The organism is Streptomyces tagetis (assembly GCF_018069565.1).
Classification (GTDB): Bacteria; Actinomycetota; Actinomycetes; order Streptomycetales; family Streptomycetaceae; genus Streptomyces; species Streptomyces tagetis.
The window spans coordinates 52,107-74,168 of the sequence record NZ_JAGPNL010000005.1; the positions used below are offsets into that span (position 1 = coordinate 52,107).

18 protein-coding genes and 1 pseudogene are annotated in these 22,062 nt (G+C 72.9%); 8 read left to right on the plus strand and 11 right to left on the minus strand.

Going from position 1 to position 22,062, the window contains the following annotated elements; genetic code table 11:
- Positions 1–3: 3 nt before the first annotated feature.
- Positions 4–1,158: a cystathionine gamma-synthase gene (locus J5Y05_RS18550; RefSeq protein WP_210873927.1), complete on the minus strand. Its 1,155-nt coding sequence runs from the start codon at positions 1,156–1,158 to the stop codon at positions 4–6.
- Between the two features lie 97 nt (positions 1,159–1,255).
- On the opposite strand from J5Y05_RS18550, the gene J5Y05_RS18555 reads away from it, so the two are divergent.
- The gene (locus J5Y05_RS18555; RefSeq protein ID WP_210873929.1) at positions 1,256–2,374 is read left to right on the plus strand and encodes a hypothetical protein; all 1,119 of its coding nucleotides are present in this window, start codon (positions 1,256–1,258) and stop codon (positions 2,372–2,374) included.
- 110 nt (positions 2,375–2,484) lie between these two features.
- Here J5Y05_RS18555 and J5Y05_RS18560 read toward each other — a convergent pair whose 3' ends face one another.
- The 3 genes from J5Y05_RS18560 to J5Y05_RS18570 all read right to left on the minus strand — a co-directional run bounded on the left by J5Y05_RS18560 (position 2,485) and on the right by J5Y05_RS18570 (position 6,157).
- A complete protein-coding gene (locus J5Y05_RS18560) occupies positions 2,485–3,168 on the minus strand; it encodes an ABC transporter ATP-binding protein (protein WP_210873931.1) in 684 nt (227 codons plus the stop codon).
- Between the two features lie 101 nt (positions 3,169–3,269).
- Positions 3,270–4,745, minus strand: coding sequence for an ABC transporter permease (locus tag J5Y05_RS18565; protein ID WP_210873933.1), 1,476 nt, complete (start codon positions 4,743–4,745; stop codon positions 3,270–3,272).
- 164 nt (positions 4,746–4,909) lie between these two features.
- Positions 4,910–6,157: a L,D-transpeptidase gene (locus tag J5Y05_RS18570; RefSeq protein WP_210873941.1), complete on the minus strand. Its 1,248-nt coding sequence runs from the start codon at positions 6,155–6,157 to the stop codon at positions 4,910–4,912.
- Positions 6,158–6,639: 482 nt separating this feature from the next.
- On the opposite strand from J5Y05_RS18570, the gene J5Y05_RS18575 reads away from it, so the two are divergent.
- On the plus strand, positions 6,640–6,948 hold the full coding sequence (locus tag J5Y05_RS18575) for an LPXTG cell wall anchor domain-containing protein (protein WP_210873943.1): 309 nt from the start codon (positions 6,640–6,642) through the stop codon (positions 6,946–6,948).
- A gap of 365 nt (positions 6,949–7,313) precedes the next feature.
- Here the strand turns inward: J5Y05_RS18575 and hutH are convergent, their stop codons facing one another.
- From hutH to J5Y05_RS18590, 3 genes are all read right to left on the minus strand, one after another.
- Entirely contained in the window at positions 7,314–8,882 is a 1,569-nt protein-coding gene (hutH, locus tag J5Y05_RS18580) for a histidine ammonia-lyase (RefSeq protein WP_210874542.1), read from the minus strand.
- 798 nt (positions 8,883–9,680) lie between these two features.
- A complete protein-coding gene (locus J5Y05_RS18585) occupies positions 9,681–10,829 on the minus strand; it encodes a GGDEF domain-containing protein (RefSeq protein WP_210873945.1) in 1,149 nt (382 codons plus the stop codon).
- A gap of 213 nt (positions 10,830–11,042) precedes the next feature.
- Positions 11,043–11,843 carry an enoyl-CoA hydratase/isomerase family protein gene (locus J5Y05_RS18590; RefSeq protein ID WP_210873946.1) on the minus strand — a complete coding sequence of 267 codons (801 nt, stop codon included), beginning with the start codon at positions 11,841–11,843 and terminating at the stop codon, positions 11,043–11,045.
- A gap of 236 nt (positions 11,844–12,079) precedes the next feature.
- Between J5Y05_RS18590 and J5Y05_RS18595 the strand changes: the two genes are divergently transcribed.
- The gene (locus tag J5Y05_RS18595) at positions 12,080–12,769 is read left to right on the plus strand and encodes a hypothetical protein (protein ID WP_247614944.1); all 690 of its coding nucleotides are present in this window, start codon (positions 12,080–12,082) and stop codon (positions 12,767–12,769) included.
- Between the two features lie 10 nt (positions 12,770–12,779).
- On the opposite strand, the gene J5Y05_RS18600 is transcribed toward J5Y05_RS18595, so the two are convergent.
- Complete coding sequence (locus tag J5Y05_RS18600) at positions 12,780–13,907, minus strand: adenylate/guanylate cyclase domain-containing protein (protein WP_210873948.1); 1,128 nt, start codon at positions 13,905–13,907, stop codon at positions 12,780–12,782.
- Positions 13,908–14,335: 428 nt separating this feature from the next.
- Positions 14,336–15,202: a biotin--[acetyl-CoA-carboxylase] ligase gene (locus tag J5Y05_RS18605; protein WP_210873950.1), complete on the minus strand. Its 867-nt coding sequence runs from the start codon at positions 15,200–15,202 to the stop codon at positions 14,336–14,338.
- Between the two features lie 110 nt (positions 15,203–15,312).
- Between J5Y05_RS18605 and J5Y05_RS18610 the strand changes: the two genes are divergently transcribed.
- The 4 genes from J5Y05_RS18610 to J5Y05_RS18620 all read left to right on the plus strand — a co-directional run bounded on the left by J5Y05_RS18610 (position 15,313) and on the right by J5Y05_RS18620 (position 18,249).
- Positions 15,313–16,908: an acyl-CoA carboxylase subunit beta gene (locus J5Y05_RS18610; RefSeq protein WP_210873952.1), complete on the plus strand. Its 1,596-nt coding sequence runs from the start codon at positions 15,313–15,315 to the stop codon at positions 16,906–16,908.
- 27 nt (positions 16,909–16,935) lie between these two features.
- A complete protein-coding gene (locus J5Y05_RS18615; protein ID WP_210873954.1) occupies positions 16,936–17,145 on the plus strand; it encodes an acyl-CoA carboxylase epsilon subunit in 210 nt (69 codons plus the stop codon).
- Positions 17,146–17,449: 304 nt separating this feature from the next.
- A complete protein-coding gene (gene mmpB, locus J5Y05_RS32290) occupies positions 17,450–17,578 on the plus strand; it encodes a morphogenic membrane protein MmpB (RefSeq protein ID WP_078856319.1) in 129 nt (42 codons plus the stop codon).
- Positions 17,579–17,628: 50 nt separating this feature from the next.
- Complete coding sequence (locus tag J5Y05_RS18620; protein WP_210873956.1) at positions 17,629–18,249, plus strand: Maf family protein; 621 nt, start codon at positions 17,629–17,631, stop codon at positions 18,247–18,249.
- 133 nt (positions 18,250–18,382) lie between these two features.
- Here J5Y05_RS18620 and J5Y05_RS18625 read toward each other — a convergent pair.
- Positions 18,383–18,856 (minus strand): annotated as a pseudogene (locus tag J5Y05_RS18625) (hypothetical protein); the annotation flags it as partial.
- A gap of 364 nt (positions 18,857–19,220) precedes the next feature.
- On the opposite strand from J5Y05_RS18625, the gene J5Y05_RS18630 reads away from it, so the two are divergent.
- Entirely contained in the window at positions 19,221–20,993 is a 1,773-nt protein-coding gene (locus tag J5Y05_RS18630; RefSeq protein WP_210873958.1) for an acetyl/propionyl/methylcrotonyl-CoA carboxylase subunit alpha, read from the plus strand.
- 65 nt (positions 20,994–21,058) lie between these two features.
- Here J5Y05_RS18630 and J5Y05_RS18635 read toward each other — a convergent pair whose 3' ends face one another.
- Positions 21,059–22,045 (minus strand): DeoR/GlpR family DNA-binding transcription regulator, encoded by a 987-nt coding sequence (locus tag J5Y05_RS18635; protein WP_210873960.1) that lies wholly within the window; start codon positions 22,043–22,045, stop codon positions 21,059–21,061.
- Positions 22,046–22,062 lie beyond the last annotated feature (17 nt).

The window sequence follows — 22,062 nt, forward strand, 5'->3', positions numbered from 1 at the left end:
CGGTCAGCCGAGCGCCCGCTGGAGGTCCTCCAGCAGGTCGTCGGCGTTCTCGATGCCGACGGAGAGGCGCACCAGATCGCCGGGGACCTCCAGGGCGGAACCGGCCACCGAGGCGTGCGTCATGCGACCGGGGTGCTCGATCAGCGACTCGACGCCGCCGAGGGACTCGCCGAGCGTGAACACCTTCGTGCGGTCGCAGAGCGCGACGGCCGCCTCCTCGCCACCCTCGACGCGGAACGACACCATGCCGCCGAACGCCTTCATCTGCTTGGCGGCGATCTCGTGCCCCGGGTGGTCGGGCAGCCCCGGGTACAGAACGCTCGTCACGCGCGGGTGCCGGGTCAGCATCTCGGCGACCTTGGTGGCGTTCTCGCTGTGCCGGTCCATGCGGACGGCGAGCGTCTTCGCGCCGCGCAGCACCAGCCAGGAGTCGAACGGCCCGGCCACCGCGCCCATGGCGTTCTGGTGGAAGGCGAGCTGCTCGCCCAGCTCCTGGTCCTCGACGACCAGGGCACCGCCGACGACGTCCGAGTGCCCGCCCATGTACTTGGTCAGGGAGTGCACGACGACGTCCGCGCCGAGCGCCAGCGGCTGCTGGAGGTACGGCGTGGCGAAGGTGTTGTCGACCACCAGGCGGGCGCCGCCGTCCCGGGCGACCTGGGCGATGGCGGCGATGTCGGTGATGCCGAGCAGCGGATTGGAGGGGGTCTCCACCCATACGGCCTTGGTCTTGGGGGTCAGGGCCGCGCGCACCGCGGCGGGGTCGGAGGTGTCGGCCACGGACCACTCCACGCCCCAGGCGGTGGCGACCTTGGCGAAGAGCCGGAAGGTGCCGCCGTAGGCGTCGTCGGGGATGACCACGTGGTCGCCGGGGCGCAGCAGGGCGCGCAACAGGCAGTCCTCGGCCGCCAGTCCGGACGCGAACGCGAGCCCGCGTCGCCCGCCCTCCAGCGCGGCGAGGTTCTCCTCCAGCGCGGTACGGGTCGGGTTGGCGCTGCGGCTGTACTCGTAGCCGCCGCGCAGGCCGCCCACGCCGTCCTGCTTGTAGGTCGACACCTGGTAGATCGGCGGGACGACCGCTCCGGTCAGGGGGTCGGGGGTGTTGCCCGCGTGAATCGCGAGGGTCTCGAAGTGCTGACTGATGTGCCTGTCGCTCATGACCACTGAGGGTAGTGCCGACGGCGGCTTCCCGCGTTTTCCACAGGACGGGGGACCCGTTGGCCAATTTCCGGCGGCGTCTGGTTCGCTTGGTGCCATGCAGATTCTCTGGGTCCTGATGGCGGCGGTCCTGTTCGGCTTCGTGCTGCTCCCGCTCCTGCGGCGCCGGCGCGGGGCGGTCGGGCTGGTCGCGCCGGGCCACCCGGACGCCGCGGACCCGGCGACGTACGGCTTCGCCCGCGAGGAGGAGCTGGACATCCGCATGCCGGGCCCGGACCAGGACCTGCTGGACGTGCTGGACCTGGTGCAGCGCACCCAGGACCACCGGGCGGCGCAGCAGCTCCTCGCGGGCACGGAGCGAGAGGGCGAGCGGCGCTGGCAGCGGGTCCAGGCGTTCGCGGGGGCGGCCTCGCTGGAGCTGCGGCAGCGGCCGGGCGGAGCAGGCGAGACGCCGGGCGGGCAGTGGCTGCGGGTGTGGCGGGCCGAGCAGCCGAAGGACGCGGGCGGCGCGGCGGTGCACGCCGAGTTCCTGGTGCAGCAGGCGTGGCGGACGTCGACGCCGGGCACGGACGAGTTCCGGATCATCATGGAGGAAGCCAGGTCCGCCTGTGGGACGGCCGCGCTGCTGGCGCCGGGCGACCCGATCCCGTACATCGTGGAGCTGTCGGTGGCCCGGGGGCTCGGGTATCCGCGGGCGGAGTTCGAGCAGCTCTGGCTGAAGATCCTGGACCGCGCCCCGGAGCACATGGGCGCGCACCTGGCGGCCCTGCACTACTGGTGCGAGAAGTGGCACGGCTCGCGCGAGCTGGCGTACTCGTTCGCGGAGGCCGCGGCGGCGCGGGCGCCTCGGGGTTCGCTGCTGGCGGCGCTGCCGCTCTTCGCGGTCTTCGAGCACCTGCCGGACCTCACCCTGGTCCGGGGGTTCTACCAGAGCGAGGTCGTCTCCCGGGCGATGCACGGCGCGCTGCACGCCGTGCACTCGGCGCGGCCGGACGATCCGATGCAGGCGCACGTGCGCCATCTGCTGATCTTCTTCCTGGTGCGCGCCGAGCGGTGGGCCGAGGCCATGCACCAGATAGTCGCCGTCGACGGCCATGTCGGCGCCCTGCCGTGGACCCTGTCGCCGGACCCGGCGTCGGAGTTCGCGCTGCACCGCGCCCTGGCCGTGGCGGGGTACGAGGCGAACGGCGGCAGCCCGGCGACCCTGGCGGGCTGAGCCCCGGCGCGCGGTGCGCCGCGCGCCCCCGTACGGCCTTGTCCGGCTGTTCGGCCTGTCCGTCCTGTTCGGCCTGTCCGGGCAGTGTCGGGGGCGCGGGCGGGTGGCCGTCAGGTGGCCGCGTTCTCCCGCACGGTGATCCGGCCCTTGCGGAGGGTCGCCAGGCGGGGGGCCTGCCGGGCGAGGGCGGAGTCGTGGGTGACCATCACGAAGGTCAGCCCCAGTTCCTTCCACAGCCGGTCGAGTACGTCCATGATCTCGTCGCGGGTGGACTCGTCGAGGTTCCCGGTGGGTTCGTCGGCGAGCAGCACCTTGGGGCGCTTGACCAGGGCGCGGGCGATGGCGACCCGCTGCTGCTGGCCGCCGGACATCTCGGCGGGCAGGTGCGCGAGCCGTTCGGCGAGGCCGACGGAGGCGAGTGCCTCGGCGGCGCGTTCGCGGCGCTGCTTGGCCTTCACGCCGAGCGGGACGAGGGCGGTCTCGACGTTCTCCTGCGCGGTGAGGGTGGGGATGAGGTTGAAGGACTGGAAGACGAAGCCGATGTTCTCGCTGCGCACCCGGGTGAGCCGGGCCTCGGGCAGCGCGGCCAGGTCGGTGCCGTCGAGGACGATCCGCCCGGAGGTGGGCCGGTCGAGGGCGCCCAGCATCTGGAGCAGGGTGGACTTGCCGCCGCCGGTGGGGCCCTGGATGACGAGCCGGTCGCCGTCGGCGATGGTCAGGTCGACGTCGTCGAGGGCGCGCACGGTGTCCTTGCCGCGGGTGTAGTGCTTGGAGACGCCGGTGAGTTCGTACATGGTGCAACTCCTGGGAGACGTGAGGGTGGTGCGGGCCGGCGCGCGTGGGTCCGGCCGGCGCGGGTGCGGCCGTACGGGCGGCGCCGGACCCGCCGGGGCGGCTACTCGACGCGCCGCAGGGCGTCCGCGGGGCGCAGCCGGGAGGCCCGCCAGCCGCCGAAGGCGCCCGCGACGAGCCCGCCGGCCACCGCGAGGCCGACCGCGAGGGCGATGGTGGTCACGCTGACGGGAGCGGTGAGCGCGACGTCCAGGGTCCTGGCGGCGGCCTGCCGGCCGGGCCCGGCGAAGCCGCCACCACCACCGCCGCCTCCGAGGGAAGCGGGCCCGCCCTGGCCGCCGCCCGAGCCGCCGCCGAGCTGTGCCTGGAGGGTGGGGCTGACGGCGGTGACGGCGTAGGCGCCCGCCAGGCCGAGCGCGATGCCGAGGGCACCACCGATCAGTCCGCTCACGACGGCCTCGCCGACCACCTGGCCGGTGACCCGGCGCGAGCGCCAGCCGAGCGCCTTGAGCGTGCCGAACTCGCGCACCCGGCGCGAGACGGCCGAGGAGGTGAGCAGGCCGGCGACGAGGAAGGCGGTGGCGAGGACCAGGCCGGACAGCCACCGGCCGACGCCCTCGGCGAGCGAGGACGCGGTGGACAGGGAGCCGGAGACGGTCTCGGCGAGGTCGGCGGAGGTGGTGACGGTGGTGTCGGGGACGTTCTTCTGGATGGCGGTCTTGACGCTGTCGATGCGCTGGGAGTCGGTGGCCTTGACGTAGATCGTGGTGATCTTGTCCTTGGCGTCGGCGAGGGTCTGCGCCCGGCTCAGCGGGATGTAGAGGTCGGCCGCCGCGTCGCCGCTGTCGGCGGTGGCGATGCCGACGAGGGTGAACTCGGTGCCCTTGACGGTGATCTTGTCGCCGGTCTTCAGCTCCTTCTTCTGCGCGTACGCCGCGTCGGCCACGGCGACCGCGGCATCGGTCTCCGACGCCTTGAAGGTGCGGCCGTCGGTGAGGGCGGAGGAGGTGAGCGGGCCCAGTTCGGGGCGGGTGACGTCGGTGCCGTAGACGGTGTGGCTGTCGACGTCGAAGTCGGCGCCGCCGCCCTCGACGCGCATCCCGGGCCCTCCCGGCTGGGCGCCGGGGCCGCCCTGTTCCGTCCCGCCGGAGCCGCCCTGCTGGAACCGGCCTCGGGTGAACTCGCCGCTCACCTTGACGACTTGCAGGCTCAGCCCGCCCACCGCGTCGGCGACGCCGCTCTGTGCGGCGACCTTGTCGACGGTGGTGGCGGCGAGCGTCTGGAAGCCCTGGACCATGACGTGGTCGGTGCTCTGTTCGGCGTCGTCGCCGTCCTCCTGCGCGTCGAAGCGGAACCGTGGCCGGTCGGAAGAGGTGGGCGCGGACGCGGCCTTGGTGACCGTCATGTCGGTGCCGAGCCCGTAGAGCGACTGGAGGACCCGGTCCTGGGCCTTGCCCATGCCCGCGGAGACGGAGTCGACGATGATGACGAGCGCGATGCCCAGCGCGAGGCCGGAGGCGACGACGAGGGCCGCCTTCCGGCGGCGGCGCAACTCGCGCCTCAGGTACGTGAAGAACATGGCCGCACGGTAGGGACGCCGCGTGATGGAGTCGTAAGGCCGTCATAAGAGAACGATGAGAAGCCGGACGGAGCCGGACGGCGGACGCCCGCCGCCCCTGGAGAGGGACGACGGGCGTCGGAGGGAAGTCCGTCAAAGCCCCCCGAGACGGGGGCCGTTGGGCGTCAGAGGGCGGAGCCGGCCTTCCACTGGGCCCAGTCCATGTTCCAGCCGTTGAGGCCGTTGTCCGGGGCGATGGTCTTGTCGCCGGTGTTCTGCACGACGACCACGTCGCCGACCATGGAGTTGTCGTAGAACCAGGCGCCCGGCGTGTTCGGGTCGCCTGCGCCCTTGGTGTCGGAGAGGCCCACGCAGCCGTGGCTGGTGTTGGCGCCGCCGAAGATGGACTTGGCGCCCCAGTAATTGCCGTGGATGAAGGTGCCGGAGGTGCTCAGGCGCATGGCGTGGGGCACGTCCTTGATGTCGTACTCGCCCTCGCCGTCGTCGTCGGTGAAGCCGACGGTGGCGCCGTTCATCCGGGTCTCCTTGAACTTCTCGGAGATCACCATCTGACCCTCGTAGGTCTTGTTCTCGGGAGATCCGGCGGAGATCGGGATGGTCTTGATGACCTTGCCGTCCTGCGTGACCCTCATCTGCTTGGTCTTCGCGTCCACGTACGAGACCTGGTTGCGGCCGATGGTGAAGGTGACCGTCTTCTGCTGGACGCCGTAGACGCCCGAGGCGCCCTCGACGCCGTCCAGCGCCAGCTTGAGGGTGACGGTCGAACCGCCCTGCCAGTAGTCCTCGGGGCGGCAGTCCATCCGGTTGGCGTTGAACCAGTGGCAGGCGACCTCCTGGCCGCTGCTGGTGCTGACCGTGATGCCCTTCTGGACGGCGGCCTTGTCGGTGATCGCCTTGTCGAAGTTGATCGACACCGGCATGCCGACGCCGACCGTGCTGCCGTCGTCCGGGGTGAAGGTGCCGATGAAGCTGTTCTTCGGGGAGACCGTGGTGAAGGAGGCGTTCTCGTGAGCGGCGCGGCCCTCGGAGTCCTGCGCGGTCGCCGTCAGCTTGTAGGTGGTGGCGCGGTCCAGTTGGCCGGTGGGTTTCCAGCTCGTCTTGTCGGCGGATATCTCACCGCTCACCTCCTTGCCCTCGGAGGTGGTCATCTTCACGTCCGTGAGCGTGCCCTTGCTCACGGTGACGGCGGCGGAGTTGTTGATCGAGGCGTTGTTCGAACCGTCCCCCGGCGTGATCTTTATCTGGGCCTCGGAGGTCTTCTTCGCCGCCGCCTCGTCGACCTGTGCCTGAGAAGACTTGCCGTCCCCGCCCCCGGAGGTGCCGGCGCCGCTGGAACATGCCGAGAGCACCAGCACACCGCCGAGCAGTGCGGACGCGGCCAACAGACCCTTGCGCCGCTTACCGTCCGTCATCACACGCTTCTCCATCGTCGCCGCTTCCCGAACCCCGAGATCCCCCGTCAAGACTTTCAACGCTACGACCGGTTCGTCCCGTTCCACAGGGTCGCCCGGTGTGGCCCACACCACGTTCGTCACCGGGCGGACCACAGGGAACGCCGTGGTGGAGGAAGCAGCCGCAGCGCCCCTTGAGACGGTGAAAACCACGGCGGCGGTTGCCGTCCGGAGGTCATCTTTTTCCCACGCGGCGTCAGGAGGCCGCCACCACCGGGCTTTCCGGGTCGTATGCTTCGCCATCATGCTCGGCGTGGCGCGGCCCGGTCGAGGCGGGGTCCCGAGCCGGCCCGAGCAAAGCGGGACATACCATCACGCACCTGGATCACTCCCCCCAGGGGGGGTACCTGACCCGGCCTTCCGTGACTATCCTGTGACCCGCGCGGTTCATTACCATCAGCCTCACGGCCAATTCGCCAGCGCCACAAGGGGATCGATATTCCGTGTCATCCGCTCGCCGTCCGTTGCTGACCGCCGCCGCCGCGGGCGGTCTGCTGTGCGCCCTGTGGTTCGTGCCGTCCGCCAACGCGACACCCGAGACGGCGGCCGACGAGGCCGTCTCCGCGAGCCCGTCCCCGCTCGTCACCGAGCAGGCCCGCATCGCGTCCACCGGTACGGACGCCGCCGAGGTCCGCCTCGCCGACACCGGCAGCTTCGACAGCACGCCCTACGTCATCGGCGGCGTGCTCTGCCTCGGACTCGGCGCCGGTTTCGTCACGTACTCGGTGCGACGGGAACGCCTCGACTACTGAGCGGACTTGGCGTTTTTGAGAACGCTTGACGTTCTTTGACTTTTCTTGACCGTCGGGTGGGGGTGCGCGGCGTCCGCCTCGACGCGTGCGCCACGCCACGCCGGGCGGGCGTGTCTCGCGCCGGGGTGCGTGTGACTCGCCGGGGGTGTGTCCCCTGCCCCTTGCCCTGATGCGGGCGCCACGCCGGGCGGGTGTGTCCCGTGCCGGGGTGCGCGCGACGCGCGCAGGTGGGCGAGTCTGCCACTGCCTCGTGGGCTGGGTCGGGCGGGCCGTGGGGCGTGGACTGTCGGGCGCGGATGACAGACGTACGGCGGCCGGGCGGGGCCCCGCCTCGGGGGGCGGGGCCCGGTGGAGGCGGGTGGACGTCAGCGCAGCGGTCCGGTGACCGTCTCCGCCGCCGTGACCACGCGGCCCTCGCGGACGAACGCCTCCGCCGCAGCGAGGTCCGGCGCGAGGAACCGGTCCGGCCCGGGACCCTCGACCCCGGCCGCCAGTACGGCGTCGACGACCGCGCGGGACGCCGGTGCCGGCGTCAGGCCCTCGCGCAGCGGGATCGCGCGCGTCGCCGCGTACAGCTCGACGGCGATCACCCGGGTGAGGTTGTCGACGGCCGTGCGCAGCTTGCGTGCCGCCGACCAGCCCATCGACACGTGGTCCTCCTGCATCGCGGAGGAGGGGATCGAGTCCACCGACGCGGGCATCGCGAGCCGCTTCAGCTCGCTCACCAGGGCCGCCTGCGTGTACTGGGCGATCATCAGCCCGGAGTCGACCCCGGCGTCGTCGGCGAGGAACGGCGGCAGCCCGTGGCTCCGGTTCTTGTCCAGCAGCCGGTCGGTGCGCCGCTCGGCGATGGAGGCCAGGTCCGCCACGGCGATGGCGAGGAAGTCCAGTACGTAGGCGACCGGCGCCCCGTGGAAGTTGCCGTTGGACTCCACCCGGCCGCCGCCGGTACCGAGGTCGGCCCCGTCGCCGTCGGGCAGGACGACCGGGTTGTCGACGGCCGCCGCCAACTCGCGCTCGGCGACCAGACGCGCGTGGGCGAGGGTGTCCCGGCCGGCGCCCGCGACCTGCGGGGCGCAGCGCACCGAGTACGCGTCCTGCACGCGGGGCGCGTCGTCCTGGTGGTGGCCGGTCAGGCCCGAGCCCTTCAGCACGGCGAGCATGTTGGCGGCGCTGTCGGCCTGCCCGGGGTGCGGGCGGATGGCGTGCAGCTCGGGGGCGAGCACCCGGTCGGTGCCGAGCAGGGCCTCCAGTGTGAGCGCGGCGGTGACGTCGGCGGACTTGTACAGCGTGTCGAGGTCGGCGAGGGCCATGACCAGCATGCCGAGCATGCCGTCGGTGCCGTTGAGGAGGGCGAGCCCTTCCTTCTCCCTGAGCGCGACGGGCCGGATGCCGTGCTCGGAGAGGAGTTCGCCGGCCGGGCGCACGGTGCCGTCGGGGCCCTCGGCGTCCCCCTCCCCCATGAGGGTCAGGGCGCAGTGCGACAGCGGGGCGAGGTCGCCGGAACAACCGAGGGAGCCGTACTCGTGCACGACCGGCGTGATCCCGGCGTTGAGCACGTCCGCCATGGTCTGCGCGACCTCGGGGCGGACGCCGGTGTGCCCCGAGCAGACCGTCTTCAGCCGCAGGAACATCAGGGCGCGGACCACCTCCCGCTCGACCCGCGGGCCCATCCCGGCCGCGTGCGAACGGACGATGTTGCGCTGGAGCCGGCCCCGCAGCTCCGGGCCGATGTGCCGGGTCGCCAGGGCGCCGAAACCGGTGCTCACGCCGTACACGGGGTCCGGCTTGGCGGCCAGCGCGTCCACGATCGCGCGGGCCGCGGCCAGGGCGGCGACCGCCTCCTCGGAAAGCTCGACCCGGGCGCCGTGCCGCGCCACGGCGAGGACATCGGCCCCGGTGACGCCGGAGGTCCCCACCACCACAGTGTGCATATCCATATTCAGGAGCGTACGCAGTGAATTCCCCGATGTCACCACTGGATGTGGGGGGTGGTTTTACGGGGGCGGGGAGTGGGGTGGCGACATGCCCGGGGGTGGGGGTGGGTGCGCTGGGGTGGGGGACGTGCCGGGTCGGCGCGGCGGGTGCGCTGGGGTGGGCGACATGCCCGGTCGGTGGGTCGGATGCACTGAGGTGGGCGACACGCCTGCTGGGTGGGTCGGATGCACTGAGGTGGGTGACACGCCCGGTCGGTGAGGCGAGCGCACTGCGACGTGGGACACGCCCGGTGCGGTGTGTCGGACGCCTAATGGGGAGCGGCACGCCCGGAAGGGCGTGGCGTGCGCACCAGGGCGGAAGACTCGCCCACCTGGCGCGGCGCGCGCACCGCGGCAGGGGACACGCCGACCCGGGGCGGCGAACGCACCACGGCACGGGACACGCCGACCCGGCGAGTCATGCGTACCACGGGCGCGAGACACGCCGACGCGGCGCGTCGGACGCATCAAGGTGTGGGACACGCCGACCGGGCGCGTCAGGCGCACTGGGGCGTACGACACGCCGACCCGGCGAGTCAGACGCACCCCGGCACCCGACACGCCCACACGGGCACGCCGAACGCCGTACGGCACGAGACACCCCCACCCCCGCACGCCGCACACACCACGGCCCACGACACGCCGCCCCGGCGTGCCTCACGCACCAGGGCACCCGACACACCAACCCGGCGCGGCGAACGCACCACAGCACCCGACACGCCCAAGCCCCCGCGCCACCCCACCCCACCCCCACCCCTACGGCGCATGCCTCCCCCGGAACCGACGCCGCTCCCCGTCGTCCCCCCGAGCCGGTTCGTCGGCGAGGCGTACGACGGGGTCGGCGGGCCCCTCGCGGCCGGCGACGACAGGCCGGGTGGAGCGCTCGGCCTTGGCGCGGTACTGGGCGGCGTCGGCGAGCCGGAAGAGCCGACGGCCGGAGCGGATCTGCCCGACGGCGTCCTCGGTGGAGGCGACCCCGCAGGCCACGCCGTCGCCGAGGTCGAGTTCGGAGGCACGGCGGCACAGCTCCTCCGCCGCCTTGACCACGTCGTCGGCGGGCGGGCCGACCGCGAGGAGACAGAACTCGTCTCCGCCGAGCCGCGCGGCGAGCGCACCCGGCAGCATCGCGCCGCAGAGGGAGAGCACCGAACCGAAACGTTCCAGCAACCGGTCGCCGACAGCGTGCCCGTGGGTGTCGTTGACCCGCTTGAGCCCGTTGAGGTCGCAGACGACGAGGCTGACGACGACGCCGTCGCGGCGGTGGCGTTCGATGGCCTCGTCGAGCCGGGTGTCGACGGCACGGCGGTTGGCGAGCCCGGTGAGGGCGTCGGTGTACGCGAGCCGCCTGGCCTCCTCAAGGCGCTCGGTCTGGGCGATCCCGGCGGCCACCACCGAGGCCAGGACGGTGGCGAAGTCGGCGTCGGCGCGGCCGAAGAGCGGGTCGCCCACCGGCCGGGCCACGTACAGCTCGCCCCAGGCCCGGCCGTGCAGGACGATCGGGGCGACGACGCAGCAGCCGCGCCCCCGGCGGCGCAGGGCGGCGACGCGCTGGTGAACGTAGCCGGGGCGGCCGGCGGCCGGGCCCTCGGCGGTCTCGACCCAGGCGCCCGGCTCGACACCGCCGGCCCAGCGTTCGTGCAGGAACTCGGTGATCTCGGCGAACTGGTGGACGGGGTAGGACTCGCCCTCGGGGAACTCCTCTTCGTCCTCGGCGCGGTCGCCGACGTTCACGAGGACGCGGAGCCTGCCGAGTTCGCGTTCCCACACCGACAGCGCCGCGAAGCCGCCGCCCAGCGCCCGGCACGCGCCGACGGCCGCCGCCCGCCACGCCTCGTGCAGGCCGTGTGCGGCGGCCATGCCCTGTGCCAACGCCACGACGGCCGCGAGCCGCCTGTCCTCACCCATCCCTCCAGGCTAGGGACAATCAGAATAAACAAGGACATTGACGTGGGTGAAACGGGAAGCCCGGAGCACCCCGCCCAGCCTCCCGCCCGACACCCCACCCAGCCACCCCGTCCAGCCGCCCCACCCAGCCGCCTCACCCACCGAGCGGCCCACCGAGCCGCCGATCGCCTCACGCCCAGCGCCGCCCCCGGGCGGCCACCGACACCCGCCCCCTCACTCCCCCGGCCACCGCGGCGCGCGCTTCTCGTTGAACGCGGCGACGCCCTCAGCCCGGTCCCCCGAGAACGCCACCGTCCGCCACGCCGCGTCCTCGACCTCCAGCCCGGCCCGCAGATCGAGCCCGTGCCCGAGGCGCAGGGCGCGCTTGGCGGCGCGGAGGCCGACGGGCGAGTTGGCGGCGATGCGGGAGGCCATCTCCAGGGCCTCGTCCCGGTCGCGCCCCTTCTCCGTGAGGACGTCCACGAGCCCCAGTTCACGCGCCTCGGCCGCCTCCACGCGCCGCGCCGTGAAGACCAGCTCGGCGGCGCGCGCGGCGCCCACCCGGCGCGGCAGGAGCTGCGTACCGCCGCCCCCCGGGATCACGCCGACGGAGACCTCCGGCAGCCCCACCACCGCCGTGGGGTCGGCGACGATCACGTCACAGGAGAGCGCCAGCTCGAAACCGCCGCCCAGGGCGAAGCCGTGCACGGCCGCCACGGTGGGCACCGGGAGTTCCAGTACGGCCGTGTAGGCCCCCCGCGCGACCGGCCGCTGGCGCAGCAGGTCGGCGTCGGTGAAGGAGTTGCGCTCCTTGAGGTCGGCGCCGACGCAGAAGGCCCGTTCGTGGGTCGAGGTCAGCACGACCACCCGGACACCCGGGTCCGCGCTCAGGGCGGCGCATGCCTCGGTGAGGGAGCGGGCCATGGCGGTGGAGACGGCGTTCATGGCGCGCGGCCGGTCGAGCGCGAGTTCCGCGACATGCCCCTCCCCGTCCCTCCGCACCAGGACGAACTCCCCGAAGCGTTCCTCGCTCATGACACCCTCCCGGTTAACGCGGGTTAACAGATGGACCGTCCCGATCATCGCAGGCCGGGGCCTCCGGGGAAAAGGCCGGACGCGCGCGCTTACCCGCCCACGCCCCCTCGACTCCCGGACCCCCGCTTACTCGTTCGAGTGACATCCGGTCGACTCCCGCATGCCGCCCCGGCCGAGCGCGTAGCGTCCGCCCCGCCACGGCGCAAAGGGGGGCGCGTGCGCACCGGGGAGGGAAGATGACGAAGAGGGACACACCGACGACACCGCCGCCGCGGCGCGCGTGGCTCCGCCGGGGTCGCCACCGCAGGCCACGTCCGCGCAAGGTGGTGCTGCTGGCGGGGTGCCTGGTCCTGGTGGCCGGCGCGCTGAGCCTCGTACGGCTGGTGCCCGATCCGGGCTCCGGCGGGGCCGACGCGTTCGGCACGGACGCCGGGCCGCGGGTGGAGAACGGCGAGACGGCGGGGACCGCGACGGACCGGTCCACGCCCGCCGCCGCGAGCAGCGCCGCACCGCCCGGGGCGAGCCCGCCGGTGACCTCGGCCCCGAGCGGTCTGAGTACGTCCCCGGAGCCGGGCCTGATACCCGGGCCGTCCGGGACGGGAACGGCCGGACCGTCCGCGGGCGCCCCGGCGCCTCACCCGAGCGCCCCCGGCGCGGCGACGGCCCCGCACGCCCCGCGCGCCCCCGCGGCCCCACCGGCGACAGCGGGCGCACCCGCCGCGCCCGGCCCGGACCCGGCACCCCACGTGCCCCACACGCCCCGGCCCCAGAGCCCGGCGGCGCCGCGCCCGACCCCGGACCCTCCGGCCCCGAGCCGCACCCCGCCACCCCCGCCGGCGCCGACGCAGGCACCGCCTCCCGGGCTGTGCGTGCCGCTGATCGGGGTCTGCGTGGACCTGCTGGGCCTGCTGGGCGGCGGGCGATGACCGTAGGGGCCTACGCGGGCGGCGCCGAGCGCCGGGTCAGGAGCCAGGGCTCGACCACGCCGAGGCCGCGCACCGGGCGCTGCCACATGGGCTGGAGCCCGAAGCGGTACGCCGGTGGCTCCTCGCCCTCCTTCTCCGCCGTCGCGGCCTCCTCGACCGCCTGCGCCTCGGAGGCGGGGGCGTCGCCGGTGCGGATGATCTCCTCCGCGAAGGCGCTGTCGACGAGCAGGGCGTCACGCGGGGCTATGGAGGTGAGGCGGGAGGCGAGGTTGACGGTGGTGCCGAAGACGTCGCCCATGCGGGTGGTCACGGTGCCGAAGGCGATGCCGACCCGCAGTTCGGGCATGGTCTCGTCGTTGGCCATCGTCTCGATGAGGCGCAGCGCGATCTCGGCGGCGGTGCCGGCGTCGTCGGCGACGTACAGCACCTCGTCGCCGAGGGTCTTGATCAGCCGGCCGCCGCGGGCGGCGACCAGGTCGGCGGCGGTGGTCTCGAATGCCTCGACGAGTTCGCCGAGTTCCTCCTCCTCCATCCGGCGGGTGAGCCGGGTGAAGCCGACCAGGTCCGCGAAGCCGACCGCGAGCCGCCGGTCGACCATCTCCTCGTCGTCGCCGGCCTGGACGACACGGCCGGTCGACGCGGCGAGCTGGCGCCGCCAGACGTAGACCAGGAACTCCTGGAGTTCCGGCAGCAGCAGTTCCACCAGGGGGTACGTGACCTCGGTGCGCGTCATCCCGGGCTCGGGGGGCTCGGTCAGCCCCTCCAGGAAGGAATCGATCTGCCACTCGGCCAACCGGGCGGTGGTCTGCCCGGTGGACCGGGCCACCTGGACGGCCATGGCCTCGCTGAGCAGCCCGGCCTCCACCAGGCCGGCCAGCCGCCGCAGGGCGAGGACGTCGGCCTCGGTGAGCGCCTTGGCCTGGCCTATGTCCGCGAAGCCCATGGCCCGCCAGAAACGGGAGGCCAGTTCCATGGAGACGCCCGCGCTGCGGGCGGCCTGGAAGGGGGTGTACCGGCGCTCGGCGCCGAGAATGAGTTGTTCGAGTCGGAGCGCTAGCGGGTCATCGCCGGGTTCGGCGGGCTCGGAATCCACCCGGCCGTCCCCGTCCGTGCCGGAGCCCGTGTCGTCGACGGTCACGCCTGCTGCCCTTCCGATCTGCCGCGGTCAGGTATCGACCGGGCCCAACTTTACGTCAGGTGTGCCGCAGCTCACTCCCGAGAGTCGGTGCCCGGTACCCGCCGGCCGTGGCACCGGGGCGCTCGTCCGCGAAGGCCCGTGCCACCCGGGCGCCCCCGGAGCCGGACACCGCGCCGGGGGAACGCCCCCGGTGACCTGAGTACCGCGCCGGGGGGCGTGCGATGCCGTACCCCGCGCCGGGGGCGCGTCACCCCGCTCGCCCCGCGGACCACGAACCACCCCACCGGTCGCCACCCGCCCGCGTACGCCGCCCCCGCGAGCCCACCGGGCAACCGGGGCCCGGCCCGCAGCCGCCGACCTACCGGAGCACCACCGGCAACCGGCTCCCGCCGGTGACCAGCCGCCACCAGCGATCAGGACCCCACCCGTCACACAGGCCGCAGGTGCACGATGTCCCCGGCCCCCACCGGCTCCTGTACCCCCGCCTCCGTGGCGAGGACCAGGCGCCCGTCACCGTCCACGGCGACCGCCTCGCCGACCAGGGACCGGTCGCCGGGCAGTTCGGCGCGGACCGTGCGGCCGAGGGTCGCGCAGCCGGCGGCGTACGTCTCCTGGAGGCCGCTGGCCGCGGGGTCGCCGCCGGCCGAGCGCCAGCGGACGTACCAGTCCTCCAGGGACCGCAGCACCGCCCGCAGCAGCGGGTCGCGGTCGGTGCCCTCGGCCCCCGCGAGGGCCAGGGACCCGGCGCCCGGGACGGGCAGTTCGTCCGCGCGGAGGCTGACGTTGATGCCGACCCCGATGACCACGCCCCCGTCGCCCGCCCGCTCGGCGAGGATGCCGCCGGCCTTGCGCTCCTCGCCGCCGACGGTGACGAGGAGGTCGTTGGGCCACTTGAGGGCGGTGTCGACGCCTCCGGCGCGGGAGAGCCCGGTCGCCACGGCGACCCCGGTGAGCAGCGGCAGCCACCCCCAGCGGGCCACCGGCACCTCGGCCGGCCAGAGCACGACCGAGAAGAAGAGACCGGAGCGGGGCGGCGCGCTCCACCGGCGGTCGAGGCGGCCCCGGGCGGCGGTCTGCTCCTCGGCGACGAGGACGGAGCCCTCCCCGGCCTCGCCCCGGGCGGCACGGGCGGCGAGGTCCGTGTTGGTGGAGCCGGTGCTCTGCACGACCTCGACCTGTCGCCACAGTCCGCCTTCGCGCACCAGGGCCCGGCGCAGGGCGGTGGCGTTCAGGGGCGGCCGGTCCAGGTCGGACCACCGGCTGTGGGAGGGCTCGGAGTCATCTCGGGGCGTCATGCAAGCCACCCTAGGTGTGGGAAAGACCGCACTGCCGATCGCGGGGCCCACCACTACTCTACGGATGAGTAACCGTCCCCCCTTTTGAGCAGGCAGGGAGCCGCATCCCGATGTCCGAGCCGGAAGAGCAGCAGCCCGATATCCGTACGACCGCGGGCAAGCTCGCGGATTTGAGGCGTCGTATCGGGGAGGCGACGCATGCGGGGTCCGCTCGTGCGGTGGAGAAGCAGCACGCGAAGGGGAAGCTGACGGCGCGTGAGCGGATCGCGTTGCTGGTGGACGAGGGCTCGTTCGTGGAGCTGGACGAGTTCGCCCGGCACCGTTCCACCAGCTTCGGCCTGGAGCACAACCGGCCCTACGGGGATGGTGTCGTGACCGGGTACGGCACGGTGGACGGGCGGCCGGTGGCGGTGTTCTCGCAGGACTTCACCGTGTTCGGGGGCGCGCTGGGCGAGGTCTACGGGCAGAAGATCGTCAAGGTGATGGACTTCGCGCTGAAGACGGGCTGCCCCGTCATCGGGATCAACGACTCCGGCGGCGCCCGTATCCAGGAAGGCGTCGCCTCGCTCGGCGCCTACGGGGAGATCTTCCGCCGCAACACGCACGCCTCCGGGGTGATCCCGCAGATCAGCCTGGTGGTGGGCCCCTGCGCCGGAGGCGCCGTCTACTCGCCGGCGATCACCGACTTCACCGTCATGGTCGACCGGACCTCCCACATGTTCATCACCGGCCCCGACGTCATCAAGACCGTCACCGGCGAGGACGTCGGCTTCGAGGAACTGGGCGGCGCCCGCACCCACAACACCGCCTCCGGCGTCGCCCACCACATGGCCGGCGACGAGAAGGACGCCATCGACTACGTCAAACAGCTCCTGTCCTACCTGCCGTCGAACAACCTGTCCGAACCGCCCGCCTTCCCCGAGGAAGCCGACCTCACCGTCAGCGACGAGGACCGCGAACTCGACGTCATCGTCCCCGACAGCGCCAACCAGCCCTACGACATGCACACCGTCATCGAACACGTCCTGGACGACGCCGAGTTCCTGGAAACCCAGGCACTGTTCGCCCCGAACATCCTCACCGGCTTCGGCCGCGTCGAAGGCCGCCCCGTCGGCGTGGTCGCCAACCAGCCCCTGCAGTTCGCCGGCTGCCTCGACATCACCGCCTCCGAAAAAGCGGCACGCTTCGTACGGACCTGCGACGCGTTCAACGTCCCCGTCCTCACCTTCGTCGACGTCCCCGGCTTCCTGCCCGGAGTCGGCCAGGAACACGACGGCATCATCCGCCGCGGCGCCAAACTGATCTTCGCCTACGCCGAAGCCACCGTCCCCCTCATCACCGTCATCACCCGCAAGGCATTCGGCGGCGCCTACGACGTGATGGGCTCCAAACACCTCGGCGCCGACCTCAACCTCGCCTGGCCCACCGCCCAGATCGCCGTCATGGGCGCCCAGGGCGCCGTCAACATCCTCCACCGCCGCACCCTCACCGAAACCGCGGCCGACGACATCGAAGCCACCCGCACCCGCCTGATGCGCGAATACGAAGACGCCCTCCTCAACCCCTACACCGCCGCCGAACGCGGCTACATCGACGCCGTCATCATGCCCAGCGACACCCGCCGCCACATCACCCAAGGACTGCGCCAACTCCGCACCAAACGCGAAACCCTCCCCCCGAAAAAACACGGCAACATCCCCCTCTGACCACACCTCCACCCCCCAGGAGCCACCGTGATCAAAGTCGTACGGGGCAACCCCACCCCCGAAGAACTCGCCGCCGCCCTGGCGGTGGTCCGGGCGCGCGCCGTGGCGGCACAGGCGCTGCCGTCCGGTGCGCCGGCTCCCCGGGACTCCTGGTCCGACCCGGCCCGCATCGCCGGCCACCGGCTGCCCCAGCCGGGCCCGACGTCCTGGAGCCGCACCTACTGGCCGGGAGCCTGAGCGAGCACGCCGGGGCCTGGGCGTACGCCGGAGCCTGATCCTGTACGCCGGGGCCCCACACGTGGGAGCACGGGCCGGTACGCCGGGACCCGCCCCGCATGCCGGAGCCCGAGCCGGTGCACCGCGCCCGCCCCGCACGCCGGAGCCCGAGCCAGTACGCCGAGGCCGGCGCGTACGCCGGACCCCGCACGCGTGTCAGCGCCGCCTCCGCGCCCCCACGACCCCGCGTGCCTCCCCACCACCCCCGGACAAGTTGAGTACGCGTACTCAGGCGGGCCGCCGGTCCGGGCCGGACGATGGCGGCATGCTGTGGTCCGACCCCGAGAACGAGCCGCCCGAGGAACTGCGGGACACGCAGGCCATGCTGCGGCGGCTGAGCGTTCTGCTGGCGCTGGCCATGGTGCTCACGATGATCGTGATCGGGGTGAGGTAGGCCCCCGGGGAGGTCGTCGACGGCGGCGTGATCGCCATTAGGCTGGCGGCATGACAGATCAGCCGCGCCGCCGACTCGTCCTCGCCTCCCAGTCGCCCGCCCGGCTCGGGCTGTTGCGCCAGGCCGGTCTGGCCCCCGAGGTGATGGTGAGCGGCGTCGACGAGGACGCCGTCAGCGCGCCCACCCCCGCCGAACTGGCCCTCGCCCTCGCCGAGGCCAAGGCGTCCGTCGTGGCCGCGAAGCCCGAGGCGCACGGCGCCCTGGTGGTCGGCTGCGATTCGGTGCTCGACCTGGACGGGCGGGCGCTCGGCAAGCCCGCCGACGCCGAGGAGGCCATCGCCCGCTGGAAGGCGATGCGCGGCCGGGCGGGCACCCTCCAGACCGGGCACTGCGTCCACGACACACTCTCCGGCCGCTACGCCTCGGCCACCGCCTCCACCGTCGTCCGCTTCGGCGAGCCGACCGACGAGGAGATCGCCGCCTACGTCGCCTCCGGCGAGCCGCTGCACGTCGCGGGGGCCTTCACGCTGGACGGCCGCTCGGCACCGTTCGTCGACGGCATCGACGGCGACCACGGGAACGTGATCGGCATCAGCCTGCCCCTGCTGCGCCGACTGCTCGCCGAACTCGGGGTGGGCATCACGGAGTTGTGGGCGCCGGCGGCGGACTGACCGGGGCCCGGCCCTCGCCCGGGGCTCCTGCGGGCCCCGAGGGCTGCCCCGGATACTCCCGGGACTCTCGCGGCCCGTGCGCCCCCTGAGGCTCCGGAGCCCCCTGAGGCGCCCGAGCCCCGTGCGTCCCCCGAGGCGTTGGAACCCCTTGCGGCTGCGGCCCTGGAACCCCTTCCGGCCCCGGAACCCCGTGCGCCCCCGGAGCCCCCTGCGGCTCCTCCCCGTCGTGGGTCATCAGCAGCAGCACGATCAGCCCGAAAATCAGGATCATGACAACGAAGGCGGCGGGCCCCACCAGCCCCCAGGCGAAGGCGCCGAGCACCCCGTGCACCACGGCCGCGCCGATCAGCAGGGCGTGACCGAGCCCGGCGGGCCGGCGACCGCGTACCGCCACCAGCAGGGCGACCAGCGCGCACAGGGCGAGGAAGACCCCGAGGACGACACCCGCGGCCTTCGAGGACACGGACATCACCTGGGGGTCCAGGCCCGCGAGGGACATGTCCTGGCGGTCGACGACGACTCCCAGGAACCAGTTGAGCGCCACGGCGCCGAACGCCTCGGCGAAGAGCACGACCGCCACGATGCACGCCACCGGCCTGCGCACCACCGACCCCCACCCACTTTCGAACACGACTGTGGTTACCCCGAGTATCTTCGGGTCGACGCGAACGCTACTCAGCGGTAAACGTCGCGACAAGGGGTCTGCCGAGGGCAAAGAATCGTTGGGCCATTCGTAGGGACTCCACAAAGAAACGCGGCGGGCCGCAGCACGCTCTCACAGAGACCTTGACCACATCGGAGGGCTAGGGTTTTACGAAGGGGCCCTGTGTACCAAGGTGCGACATGGGCTTTCGCGGGTCGAGCGGGCCTCGTATCACGCTCCGTGTGGGCAAGCTCACCAGTGGGGACGGGTCGAAGTGCCGTGTCGGCAGTCCCTAAACTCGGCTTGTTTCAAGGAGGGAGCCTCAATCGTGCGCAAGGTGCTCATCGCCAACCGTGGCGAAATCGCTGTCCGCGTGGCTCGGGCGTGTCGGGATGCCGGCATCACGAGTGTCGCGGTGTATGCGGACCCGGATCGGGATGCTCTGCATGTTCGTGCTGCTGATGAGGCGTTCGCTTTGGGTGGTGACACGCCCGCGACGAGTTATCTGGATATGGGGAAGGTGTTGCGGGCGGCGTCGGAGTCCGGTGCGGACGCGGTCCATCCCGGTTACGGTTTTCTCTCCGAGAACGCTGATTTCGCGCAGGCCGTGCTGGATGCGGGGCTGATCTGGATCGGTCCGCCGCCGCAGGCGATCCGGGACCTGGGCGACAAGGTCGCCGCCCGGCACATCGCCCAGCGGGCCGGCGCCCCCCTCGTCGCCGGCACCCCCGACCCGGTCTCCGGCGCCGACGAGGTCGTCGCCTTCGCCCGGGAACACGGCCTGCCCATCGCCATCAAGGCCGCGTTCGGCGGCGGCGGGCGTGGCCTGAAGGTCGCCCGCACCCTCGAAGAGGTCCCCGAACTGTACGACTCGGCGGTGCGTGAGGCGGTGGCCGCCTTCGGCCGCGGTGAATGCTTCGTCGAGCGCTACCTCGACAAGCCCCGCCACGTCGAGACCCAGTGCCTGGCCGACACCCACGGCAACGTGGTCGTCGTCTCCACCCGCGACTGCTCCCTCCAGCGCCGCCACCAGAAACTCGTCGAGGAAGCCCCCGCACCGTTCTTGTCGGACGCGCAGGTGGAGCAGTTGTACTCGGCGTCCAAGGCGATCCTCAAGGAAGCCGGCTACGTCGGTGCCGGCACCGTCGAGTTCCTCGTCGGAGCCGACGGCACCATCTCCTTCCTGGAAGTCAACACCCGCCTCCAGGTCGAACACCCCGTCACCGAGGAAGTCGCCGGCATCGACCTGGTGCGCGAGATGTTCCGCATCGCCGACGGCGAACCCCTCGGCTACACCGACCCCGCCCTGCGCGGACACTCCTTCGAGTTCCGCATCAACGGCGAGGACCCCGGCCGCGGCTTCCTGCCCGCCCCCGGCACCGTCACCCGCTTCGCCCCGCCCACCGGCCCCGGCGTCCGCCTCGACGCCGGCGTCGAATCCGGCTCCGTCATCGGCCCCGCCTGGGACTCCCTCCTCGCCAAACTCATCGTCACCGGCCGCACCCGCGAAGAAGCCCTCCGACGCGCCGCCCGCGCCCTGGACGAATTCCACATCGAAGGCATGGCCACCGCCATCCCCTTCCACCGCGCCGTCGTCCGCGACCCCGCCTTCGCCCCCGAACTCACCGGCACCACCAGCCCCTTCACCGTCCACACCCGGTGGATCGAGACCGAGTTCACCAACACGATCCCGCCCTTCACCACCCCCGCCGACACCGACACCGACGACGAATCCGGCCGCGAGACCGTCGTCGTCGAAGTCGGCGGCAAACGCCTGGAAGTCTCCCTGCCCGTCTCCCTGGGCATGTCCCTGGCCCGCACCGGCCTCGCCGCCGGCGCCAAACCCAAGCGCCGCGCCGCGAAGAAGTCCGGCCCCGCCGCCTCCGGCGACACCCTCGCCTCCCCCATGCAGGGCACCATCGTCAAAATCGCCGTGGAAGACGGCCAGGACGTCAAGGAAGGCGACCTCATCGTCGTCCTCGAAGCCATGAAGATGGAACAACCCCTCAACGCCCACAAATCCGGCACCATCAAGGGCCTCAGCGCCGAAGTCGGAGCCTCCCTCACCTCCGGCGCCGTCATCTGCGAGATCAAGGACTGACGGAACCCGTACGAGGGACACCCCGTCGGGTGACCCCGGGGCGAGCGGGAGGGACGCGGAGCCGGTCAGCGCCGGCGCAGATCCGCGACCCGGGCCCGCTCGGCCCCGGGGTTCTGCTCGTTCAGGGCGGTGGTGCGCATTCCGGTGCCCGCGCCGGGGGCCTGGCGGCGGGGTCCGGGCAGCGGGACGTCCCGGCGCTGCCGTCCGCCGGTGACCGGATCGGCCGCGGTGGGACCGCCTCCGGGGCCCTTCGGGCCGGAGCCGCCGCCGGACGCCCCGGCCACGGCGATCTGCACGCCCTGGTCGGCGAGGGCCTGCAACTCGGTGCCCGCGCGGTCGTCGTGGGCGAGCGGTTCGTCGGTGACCAGGCGGGTGATGAGGTCGGTGGGCACGGTCTGGAACATGGTGTCCGTGCCCAGCTTGGTGTGGTCGGCGAGGACCACCACCTCGGCGGCGGCCTGCACCAGGGCACGGTCGACGGAGGCGGAGAGCATGTTGGACGTGGACAGGCCCCGTTCCGCGGTCAGCCCGCTCCCGGACAGGAACGCCTTGGAGACCCGCAGCCCCTGGAGGGACTGCTCGGCGCCCGATCCCACCAGGGCGTAGTTGGACCCGCGGAGCGTGCCGCCGGTCATCACCACCTCCACCCGGTTGGCGTGGGCGAGGGCCTGGGCGACCAGGAGGGAGTTGGTGACCACGGTCAGGCCGGGGACCCGCGCGAGCCGGCGGGCCAGCTCCTGTGTGGTCGTACCGGCGCCGACGACGATGGCCTCGCCTTCGGCGACGAATCCCGCGGCGAGGTCGGCGATGGCCGTCTTCTCCGCGGTCGCGAGATGGGATTTCTGCGGAAAGCCGGACTCCCGCGTGAATCCGCCCGGCAGTACCGCACCGCCGTGCCGGCGGTCGAGGAGTCCTTCTGCCTCCAGCGCGCGCACGTCCCGCCGTACGGTCACTTCGGAGGTCTGGACGACGCGGGCGAGCTCACGGAGCGACACGGCCCCGTTCGCTCGCACCATTTCGAGGATCAATTGGCGACGTTCTGCAGCGAACACGAAACTGACAGTAACCC